This window comes from Streptomyces sp. NPDC093225 (genome assembly GCF_044753805.1).
In the GTDB taxonomy this organism is placed as follows: Bacteria; Actinomycetota; Actinomycetes; order Streptomycetales; family Streptomycetaceae; genus Streptomyces.
Genome location: NZ_JBIVNX010000071.1, coordinates 22,769 through 32,478, shown reverse-complemented (window position 1 = coordinate 32,478; position 9,710 = coordinate 22,769). Strand labels below are relative to the sequence as shown.

Here is a 9,710-nt window from a genome sequence, read left to right as displayed (position 1 = left end):
CCTTCGGCCCTGGCCTACGGCCACCCCAGGCCCGGGCCTGCCTCCGGACCAGCCTGCCATGCCGCCTCAAGAGGCTCCCCCACACACCACGGGACCCACCGGCACTGCCAAGGAGCCGGTGGGCCGGGTGGGGGTTGGGCTGCGGTGCGGCGCTCGCCGCAGCCGCCCGAATCCCGGCGCAGGCGGCGCAGACGGCGCAGACGGCTCAGGCGGCTCAGGCGGCCGTGACGATGGCGACGTCCGCCTCCGACAGGGCCAGCTCGAGTACCTGGCGGACGTCCGTCACGGGGTGCACCTCCAGCTTGTCCAGCACCTCGGCGGGGACGTCGTCCAGGTCCGGCTCGTTCCTCTTCGGGATGATCACGGTCGTCAGGCCCGCCCGATGCGCGGCCAGCAGCTTCTGCTTGACGCCGCCGATCGGGAGGACCCGGCCGGTCAGCGACACCTCACCGGTCATCGCCACGTCCGTGCGCACCTGGCGACCGGACAGGAGCGACGCCAGGGCCGTGGTCATGGTGATGCCCGCGCTCGGGCCGTCCTTGGGGACCGCGCCCGCCGGGAAGTGGATGTGCACGCCCCGGTCCTTCAGGTCGGCCACGGGCAGCTCCAGTTCCGCGCCGTGCGAGCGCAGGAAGCTGAGAGCGATCTGGGCCGACTCCTTCATGACGTCGCCCAGCTGGCCCGTGAGGGTCAGCCCGGCGGCCCCGGTCTCCGGGTCGGCCAGGGAGGCCTCGACGAACAGCACGTCGCCGCCCGCCCCGGTGACCGCGAGGCCGGTGGCCACGCCCGGCACGGCCGTGCGCCGCTCCGCCGGGTCCTGACCGGACTCGGGCACGTGGTGCGGCCGGCCGATCAGGGCGCGCAGGTCGTCCGCGCCGAGGGTCGTCGGCAGTTCGCGCTGCCCCAGTTCGTGCTGGGAGGCCACCTTGCGCAGCAGGCGGGCGATGGAGCGCTCCAGGTTCCGGACGCCCGCCTCCCGGGTGTACTCCCCCGCCAGGGCGCGCAGTGCGGACTCCTCCAGCGTCACCTCGGCGGCGTCGAGGCCGGCCCGCTCCAGCTGCCGGGGCAGCAGGTGGTCCCGGGCGATGACGACCTTCTCGTCCTCGGTGTAGCCGTCCAGGCGGACCAGCTCCATGCGGTCGGCCAGCGCCTCGGGGATGGCCTCCAGGACGTTCGCCGTCGCGAGGAAGACGACGTCGCTGAGGTCCAGTTCGACCTCCAGGTAGTGGTCCCGGAACGTGTGGTTCTGCGCCGGGTCCAGCACCTCCAGCAGGGCGGCCGCCGGGTCGCCCCGGAAGTCGGAGCCGACCTTGTCGATCTCGTCGAGGAGCACGACCGGGTTCATGGACCCGGCCTCCTTGATGGCGCGGACGATCCGGCCGGGCAGGGCTCCGACGTACGTGCGCCGGTGGCCTCGGACCTCCGCCTCGTCGCGTACGCCGCCCAGGGCGACCCGGACGAACTTGCGCCCCATCGCGTGCGCGACCGACTCGCCCAGGCTCGTCTTTCCGACGCCGGGCGGGCCGACGAGGGCCAGTACGGCCCCGCCGCGGCGGCCTCCCACCAGGCCCATGCCGCGGTCGCTGCGGCGCTTGCGGACGGCCAGGTACTCGGTGATGCGGTCCTTCACGTCGTCCAGGCCGGCGTGCTCGGCGTCGAGCACCGCCCGTGCGCCCTGGATGTCGTACGCGTCCTCGGTGCGCTCGTTCCACGGCAGTTCGAGGACGGTGTCGAGCCAGGTGCGGATCCAGGAGCCCTCGGGCGACTGGTCGCTGGACCGCTCGAGCTTGTCGACCTCCTTGAGGGCGGCCTCCCGGACCTTCTCCGGCAGGTCCGCGGCCTCCACCCGGGCGCGGTAGTCGTCGGACTCCTCGCCCTCGGCGTCGCCGTTGAGCTCGCGCAGCTCCTTGCGGACGGCTTCCAGCTGACGGCGCAGCAGGAACTCGCGCTGCTGCTTGTCGACGCCCTCCTGGACGTCCTTGGCGATGGACTCGGCCACGTCCTGCTCCGCGAGGTGGTCGCTGAGCCACGTGACGGCGAGCTTGAGGCGGGCGACCGGGTCGGCGGTCTCCAGCAGCTCGACCTTCTGGGCCACCGTCAGGAACGGCGAGTAGCCCGAGTTGTCGGCGAGGGCGCCCACGCCCTCGATGCCCTGGACCCGGTCGACGACCTGCCAGGCGCCGCGCTTCTTCAGCCAGCTGGTCGCCAGCGCCTTGTACTCCTTGACGAGGTCGGCCACCGCGCCGGGCAGCGGGTCCGGCACGTGCTCGGGCACGGTCTCGCCCTCGACCCACAGTGCGGCACCGGGGCCGGTGGTCCCGGAGCCGATGCGGACGCGGCCCAGCGCGCGGATCAGCGCGCCCGGGTCGCCGCCGGACAGCCGGCCGACCTGCTCGATGCGGCCGAGCACGCCGGTACCCGCGTACGTGCCGTCGACCCGGGGCACCAGCAGCACCCTCGGTTTGCCGGAACGGGCCGCGGCCTGGGCGGCTTCCACCGCGGCGCGCACCTCGCCGTCCGTCAGGTCGAGCGGCACGACCATGCCGGGCAGCACGACCTCGTCGTCGAGCGGCAGCACGGGCAGCGTGAGCGTTGCGGACATCGAAGCCATGATCTTCCCTCCGGCAGTGAAGTTGAGCTATGCCGACTCAATGCATCTGCGCCGCCCAATGTTCCCCACGCTCCGTTCGCCCACGGCGAACGCTCCGTATCGGCCGTCGGCACCGTGCCGGTCCCGGAGGCCCGGAACGGCAAGGGCACATGGAGCCGCACGGAGCGGACGCGCACGCCGAAGCATGCGGACCGAAGCCCCGAGGACGGAGGCCGCAGGCCCGGACGGGCTGTCAGCTCCCGCCACGACGGTGTCAGTCGGACGGGCGCCAGGACATGTGCCGGCTGACGTCCACGATGCGGCAGTGCGTGCCGGCCGCGACCTGGTCCAGGCTCTGCACCCGGACGGTCGCCCGCTGTCCGGGCGCCAGGTTGTCCGTCGCGCCGTAGGCGTCGCTCAGCCGCTTGCCGGCCGGATCGAGGAACTCGACGTGGACGCCGTAGTCGCTGGCCTTGGCCGAGCGGTTGGTGACCAGCACGTCGGCGTGGGGCCACTGCGTCGTCGCGTCCACCACGCACGCCGTCAGCCGCACGTCACCGCGGGGCCCGCCCTCCTCCGCCCCACCGTCCTTGTCCGCGACGACGAGGAGCCCGACGACGGCCGCGACGGCGAGCAGCCCCAGGACGGCGAACACCCCGAGGCACGACCACCCGAGCGCCCGTCCCGCCCCGCCCCGAGCCGCCGGCGGCGGCTGCGCCCAGCCTCCCGGCCCGGACCGTCCCTGACGGCCCCCGCCCTCGTCCGGCTGCCGGTCCCACCCCCCGCGGCTCCCGGTCTGTCATGGGTCAAGGGTCCGCCCGGCCGCGATGCCCCGCATCCGGGTCACCGTCCTCCGTCCTCCGTCCTCCGTCCTCCGTCCTCCGTCATCCGGGTCACCGTCCTCCGTGGGGTCCACCGCCTGTCACCACCCAAGGGGGCGCCGCCCTCGCGCGCCCCGCGTGGACCGCGTCACCACCCGAGGGAGTGGGCCGTCCCGTGGTGTGTGGGGAAGCCTCTTGAGGCGTCATGGCAGGCTGGTCCGGAGGCAGGCCCGGGCCTGGGGTGGCCGCAGGCCAGGGGCGGAGCCCCCTTGCCCCAGGGGTGGGCCTGCCGCAGGGCCTGCAGGCCATGACGGGTCAAGAGGCGAGGGGACCCGCACACCACGGGACGGCCCCACGAAGCGAGAGCCCACCCCGACACCGCCCACCACCACGACCCGCCGAACCACGACCCGCCGAACCACGACCCGCCGAACCACGAGCAGTCGACCCACCCACCGGGCCGCCCGACGCCGGTGTCAGTGCCGCCTGCCATCGTGCGCGACAGCGCCACCACCCCGGCGGCGCCGTCACTTCGGGAGGGCATGTGGGCACCTGGGACATCGGGCCGTTCGACAACGACACCGCGGCCGACTTCGGCGGAACCCTCGACCGGGCACACCCGGACCGGCGCGCCTGCCTCGTCCGCGAGGCCCTGCTCTGCGCTGCCAGCACCACCGAATACCTTGACGCCGACATCGGCGCGGAGGCCGTCGCGGCGGCGGCCCTGGTGGCCGCGCAGTGCGGTGGCGAACCCGCCGACCCCCACTACGGGCCCGCAGAGCCCCTCCCCGACCTCACGGCCCTACGGACCCTGGCCGTCCGGGCCCTGGACCGCGTCCTGGCCGAGCCCTCCGAACTGCTCGTGCTCTGGGAGGCTTCGGGCGACCGCCCGTGGGAAACCGGCCTGGCCCGCCTCCGCACCACCCTCGCCACCACCGGAACGCCGGCACCCGCCACCGGCCCCGACGACACACCAGAAACAGGCTGACCCCCACGCACCCGTGAACGAGCACCACACACCCACCACCCACGCGCCCACCCACGACCACGCCGGCCGGTAGCCCCGCCCCTCAACACGATCCGGGCCGCGAAAACAGGGCCACCCGGGCGCCGTGGACGGAGCGGACGACGCAGAGCTCGAAGCCCGAGACGAGCGTCTGCCGCTTGACCGCCTCGCGTGGATACGGGTCGCGGGGCTGATCAGGGGGGTCGAGCAGGGCGATGGCGCGGTGGCCGGCGAGCAGGGCTGATCGGATGCGTTCGGACGGCAGCTCCGAGCCCTGGAGGGTGCCCTCCGCAGCGGGCGGACGGACCAGCGCGACGTCGCGCAGGTGCCCGTACACGTCCGGGGAGGACAGCAGCCACTCGCGCCGCCGGGACGGCAGGAAGACCACCGCGTCACCGGGCCGGGCCAGCTCCCGCACGGCCCGCGCCACCGCCAGGGCGTCGTCCTTGCGGCTGTCCGGAGTCCGCAGCCACAGCGTCCAGGGCAGCGTCAGCAGCACGAGCACCGCCACCAGCCGCACCCGCTGGACGAGCAGTGCGAGCCCCGCGAGCGAGAAGAGCACGTACCGGTCGACGTACCAGGGGTGCAGCAGCGACACCGGGAGGAGCACCCCGGCCGGGAGCAGCAGCAGCGGCAGCGCCACCCGTACCGCGCGCGGGTCCCGGCCGCGGACCAGCCACAGCCCCGCTGCGGCGGCCGCGGCGTACGCGAGCCAGTCCGACCCGCCCGGCCGGCCCAGCCAGCCCAGCTGCGCCCCGGCCTGGCGCGCGCTCACCCAACCGAGCGGGACCAGGCACAGCAGGACCACCGCCGCGCAGCGCCACCAGGCGCGTTGGCGCCGGGCGCCGACGGCGTGCGCGACCAGCGCGAGGACGGCGAACTCGTGCAGCCAGCAGGCCACGACGGCCAGCGCGGTGTACGACGCCCAGCGCCGACGCAGCAGCGCGTACGTCGCCCAGACCACCGCGGCGGCGACGAGCGCGTACGACCGCCCCTCCTGCGCGTACATCTGCACCGGCGGCAGCACCGCGTACGCCGTCCCGGCCACCACCCCGCTGGCGCCGCGACCACCCGCCCGAACCGCACGACCCCCCGCCCAAGCCACCCGGACCACACGGCCACCCGGACCACCCGCCGAACGGAACGCCTCGAGGAGTGCCCGGGAACCGGTCGCGGACCGCGCAGGCAGCCGGGAACGCGGCTCCGCCAGACGGTGCGCCAGCGCCCCCACCCCCGCGGCGGCCGCGGCCGTGGCGAGGACCGACGGCAGGCGCAGCGCCCACAGGCCGCCTTCCCAGAGCGCGAAGACCCCGTGTATCAGGAAGTAGTAGAGGCCGTGGACGGCGTCGACGTGGCCGAGCAGCGCCCACAGTTCGGGGAGCGTGCGGTGGGCGACCTGATAGGTGACGGACTCGTCCCGCCACATGCTCCCGCCCCGCTCCAGCCCCCACAGCCCGAGTCCCACGGCGACGGCCGCCGGCACCCACGCGGCCACCCACACCGAGCCGTCACCGACACCGACACCGACACCGACGGCCGCACCCGCGCCCCCGGCCGTCGACCCGGCGTCCGGGGCCGGCCGGCCCGGGCCCGGCGGGCGGAGCGGGCCGGACGGACGTCCTCGGGGATCTGCTGTCCGGCTGATGTCGGCCTCCGAACGGTTTCGCGGCACGGACGGGGCCCTCATACTCGTGCTCGGCCGTAACGGGTGCGGAGGTGTCGTGCAGGTGAAGCCCAGTTCCACTCAGACGGGCCGCTGGTCCGGACCAGGAACCACGCGCAGGACCGCGGTGGCGCGGGCGGTGGCCGCCGCCCTGCTGACGGGTGCGGTGGCCGGTGGGCTCGGGGCCTGCGCGCCCGGGGCGGGCGAAGCGTCCGGGGCCATGACCTCGGGCCCGGGGGACTCGGGCAAGCCCTCCGGGTCCATCACGTCGGGCACGGCCGCCGGCATGGGCACGGCAGCCGGGACGGGCACGGCCGCCAGTGGCGGCACGGGGACCACGTCGACCGCCGGCCCGGCGACCGACGGCGGCACGACCGGCGGTCCCACCACCACACCCGCCGCCACGCCCGTCGGCACATGGCTCGTGCGGGTCACCCGGACCGGTGGCCTGGCCGGGGTGAACGAGAGCGTGCTGGTCAAGGACGACGGCACCGTCACGCGCCTCCGGCGCGCCGAACCCACCGGAACCGGCCACATGTCCCCCGCCGAGCTCGCCCGGCTGAGGGCGGCGCTCGAGGCCGCCGACTTCCCGCACCTGCCGCGGGTGAGCCGGCCGGGCGGGATCGCGGACGGGTTCACGTACCGGTTCGTGTACGGCGGGTACGAGGTCACGGCCGCGGACCCGCTGCCGCCCGCCCTGTCCCGCGTGGTCACGGCCCTCCCGCCCTTCTCCTGACCGCCACGCCGCCCGCGCCCGTCGCACCGCCACCCGGCCCGAACGCACCGGCCCCGCACGCACCCGCCGCGCCCGGAACCGACCCAGCCCAATCCACCGCAACCACCCACCCAAAACCAGCCACCACACCCCCCGCCCCCACCCGAAACCCCGTTGCCGCAACCCCCTCCCCCGCGCTTCCGTTGTCCCGTAGGGGCGGACCGAGCGGGACGAGGGAACGGAGCGGAACCATGGGCACGGCGGTGACACTGGACCGGCGCGAGGGTCCGTACGGGGAGGTCGTGCTGCGGCTCAGCGAGGAGGGGCGGTACGAGATCATCGCGAACGGGTGCTTCCTGATGGACACCTCCGACGGCCGCTCCGAGCGCCTGCTCGTCGACGCCGCCCTGCGCGCGCTGACGGACCCCACCCCCGCTCCCGGCGCCCCCACCCGCCGCCCCGCCGTCCTCATCGGAGGCCTCGGCGTCGGGTTCTCCCTCGCGCACGCCGCCGCGCAGGACGCGTGGGGCCGGATCGCGGTCGCCGAGCGCGAGTCCGCCGTCGTGGACTGGCACCGCGGCGGCCCGCTGGCCGAGCTGTCCGCCGAGGCGCTGGCGGACCCCCGCGTGGAGATCCTCCTCACAGACCTCGTCGCGTACCTGCACACCACCACGGACCGCTACGACGCCCTCTGCCTGGACATCGACAACGGTCCGGACTGGACGGTCACCGAAGGCAACGGAAGCCTGTATTCCTCTTCCGGTCTGGCGGCCTGCCGGGCCCGGCTGAACCCGGGCGGCGTGCTCGCCGTGTGGTCCGCGCAGCCCTCCCCCGCCTTCGAGGAGGCCATGCGGAATGCCGGATTCCAGCAGGTACGGACCGAAGAGGTGCCGGTTGCCCGAGGAGTCCCGGACGTCGTGCACCTCGGCCGCAACCCCGCATAGCCGCAGGCCCGCGGGTCCTCTACGCTGCTCACCGAACGTAGGCGGGATCAAGGCCGGCAACTCGCAGGGGCGGGGCGATGGAACACACACAGACCACCCACAACGGCGGTGCGGCGACCCCAAGTGCCCAGCGGCGCGTCCTGGTCGTCGAGGACGACCACACGATCGCGGACGCGATCGCGGCCCGGCTGCGCGCCGAGGGCTTCCAGGTCCAGACGGCCGGTGACGGCCCCGCCGCGGTGGCCGCGGCGGAGTCCTGGCAGCCCGACCTGCTGGTCCTCGACGTGATGCTGCCCGGCTTCGACGGGCTCGAGGTCTGCCGCCGGGTCCAGGCCCAGCGGCCGCTGCCGGTGCTGATGCTCACCGCCCGCGACGACGAGACCGACATGCTGGTCGGCCTGGGCGTGGGCGCCGACGACTACATGACCAAGCCGTTCTCGATGCGCGAGCTCGCCGCCCGCGTGCACGTCCTGCTGCGTCGCGTCGAGCGCGCCACGCAGGCCGCCACCACGCCCCGCGGCGGCACGCTGCGGCTGGGCGACCTGGAGATCGACCACGCACAGCGACGGGTCCGGGTGTCCGCCGAGGACGTGCACCTGACCCCGACCGAGTTCGACCTGCTGGTCTGCCTCGCCGGCACGCCGCGGGCGGTGCTCTCCCGCGAGCAGCTGCTCGCCGAGGTGTGGGACTGGGCGGACGCGTCCGGCACCCGGACCGTGGACAGCCACATCAAGGCCCTGCGCCGGAAGATCGGCGCCGAGCGGATCCGTACGGTCCACGGCGTCGGGTACGCGCTCGAGACCCCGGCCACCCCGGCCCCGTAGCGGGCGGGGCAGCGCATGAACGCCCGACCGGGGCCCGGCCTGCGTCCCTTCTCGATCAAGACCAAGCTCGGCACGCTCGTCGTCGTCTCGGTCTTCATCACCACGGGCCTGCTGATGGTGGCCCTGCGCACCGAGACCGAGCTGCGCTTCATCACGGTGTTCTCGGTGATCGCCTCGATGCTGATCACCCAGTTCGTGGCGCACAGCCTGACCGCGCCGCTGGACGAGATGACCACGGTGGCCCGGTCGATCTCGAACGGCGACTACACCCGCCGCGTCAGCGGGACCGGCCGCCGCGACGAGCTCGGCGACCTGGCGGTGACGATCAACCGCATGGCCGACGACCTGGAGGCGGTGGACCGGCACCGCAAGGAGCTGGTCGCCAACGTCTCCCACGAGCTGCGCACCCCGATCGCCGCCCTGCGGGCGGTGCTGGAGAACGTGGTGGACGGGGTCCAGGCGGCCGACCCCGAGACGATGCGGACGGCCCTGAAGCAGAGCGAGCGGCTGGGCGGGCTGGTGGAGACCCTGCTCGACCTGTCCCGGCTGGACAACGGTGTCGTACCGCTGCGGGCCCGCCCCTTCGAGGTCTGGCCCTACCTCTCCGGCGTCCTGAAGGAGGCCGGACTCGCGGCCGCCCGGCGCGGGCTCGCCTTCGGGCGCAACAGCACGCGTGCGGACGTCCACCTGCACCTGGACGTGTTCCCGCCGGAGCTGACCGCGCACGCGGACGCGGAGCGGCTGCACCAGGTGGTGGCGAACCTGATCGACAACGCGATCAAGCACAGCCCGCCGCACGGCCGCGTGACGGTCCGGGCCCGGCGCGGGGAGCACCCCGGCAGCCTGGTGCTGGAGGTCCAGGACGAGGGCCCGGGGATCCCGGAGGCGGAGCGGCACCGGGTCTTCGAGCGGTTCAACCGCGGCAGTGCCACGGGCGGCGACGGGGGCACCGGACTGGGGCTCGCGATCGCCCGCTGGGCGGTCGGACTGCACGGCGGTGACATAGGCGTGGCCGAATCGTCACGAGGTTGCCGAATCCGGGTCACCCTTCCGGGAGTACCCAAAGGCGCAGGTTGACGTAGGGTTCGAACAGAGAACGCAGTGATCTCGGCCACGGTGTGCCAAGGATCAGGTCAGGATGCGGGCC

8 protein-coding genes are annotated in these 9,710 nt (G+C 74.5%); 5 read left to right on the top strand and 3 right to left on the bottom strand.

The features are described from left to right. Positions 1–214: 214 nt before the first annotated feature. Together lon and ACIQCH_RS35440 are read right to left on the bottom strand one after the other, a co-directional pair. A complete protein-coding gene (gene lon / locus ACIQCH_RS35445; protein ID WP_402587934.1) occupies positions 215–2,611 on the bottom strand; it encodes an endopeptidase La in 2,397 nt (798 codons plus the stop codon). A 253-nt stretch (positions 2,612–2,864) separates the two neighbouring features. Continuing rightward, positions 2,865–3,245 (bottom strand): FxLYD domain-containing protein, encoded by a 381-nt coding sequence (locus ACIQCH_RS35440; RefSeq protein ID WP_402587932.1) that lies wholly within the window; start codon positions 3,243–3,245, stop codon positions 2,865–2,867. A gap of 710 nt (positions 3,246–3,955) precedes the next feature. On the opposite strand from ACIQCH_RS35440, the gene ACIQCH_RS35435 reads away from it, so the two are divergent. Further along, positions 3,956–4,399 (top strand): DUF4259 domain-containing protein, encoded by a 444-nt coding sequence (locus tag ACIQCH_RS35435; protein WP_402587930.1) that lies wholly within the window; start codon positions 3,956–3,958, stop codon positions 4,397–4,399. Between the two features lie 82 nt (positions 4,400–4,481). On the opposite strand, the gene ACIQCH_RS35430 is transcribed toward ACIQCH_RS35435, so the two are convergent. Then, a complete protein-coding gene (locus tag ACIQCH_RS35430; protein ID WP_402587928.1) occupies positions 4,482–5,912 on the bottom strand; it encodes a hypothetical protein in 1,431 nt (476 codons plus the stop codon). A gap of 232 nt (positions 5,913–6,144) precedes the next feature. On the opposite strand from ACIQCH_RS35430, the gene ACIQCH_RS35425 reads away from it, so the two are divergent. The 4 genes from ACIQCH_RS35425 (at position 6,145) to ACIQCH_RS35410 (ending at position 9,640) form a co-directional block, all read left to right on the top strand. After that, a complete protein-coding gene (locus ACIQCH_RS35425) occupies positions 6,145–6,816 on the top strand; it encodes a hypothetical protein (RefSeq protein WP_402587926.1) in 672 nt (223 codons plus the stop codon). Positions 6,817–7,046: 230 nt separating this feature from the next. Further along, positions 7,047–7,739, top strand: coding sequence for a spermidine synthase (locus tag ACIQCH_RS35420; protein WP_402587925.1), 693 nt, complete (start codon positions 7,047–7,049; stop codon positions 7,737–7,739). 77 nt (positions 7,740–7,816) lie between these two features. Then, the gene (locus ACIQCH_RS35415; protein WP_402587923.1) at positions 7,817–8,563 is read left to right on the top strand and encodes a response regulator transcription factor; all 747 of its coding nucleotides are present in this window, start codon (positions 7,817–7,819) and stop codon (positions 8,561–8,563) included. Between the two features lie 15 nt (positions 8,564–8,578). Next, positions 8,579–9,640, top strand: coding sequence for an ATP-binding protein (locus ACIQCH_RS35410; RefSeq protein WP_402587921.1), 1,062 nt, complete (start codon positions 8,579–8,581; stop codon positions 9,638–9,640). Positions 9,641–9,710 lie beyond the last annotated feature (70 nt).

Excerpts from the sequence above, each read along its gene's own strand:
- lon (WP_402587934.1), bottom strand. The coding sequence starts at position 2,611 with ATGGCTTCGATGTCCGCAACGCTCACGCTGCCCGTGCTGCCGCTCGAC.
- ACIQCH_RS35420 (WP_402587925.1), top strand. The coding sequence starts at position 7,047 with ATGGGCACGGCGGTGACACTGGACCGGCGCGAGGGTCCGTACGGGGAG.
- ACIQCH_RS35415 (WP_402587923.1), top strand. The coding sequence starts at position 7,817 with ATGGAACACACACAGACCACCCACAACGGCGGTGCGGCGACCCCAAGT.
- ACIQCH_RS35410 (WP_402587921.1), top strand. The coding sequence starts at position 8,579 with ATGAACGCCCGACCGGGGCCCGGCCTGCGTCCCTTCTCGATCAAGACC.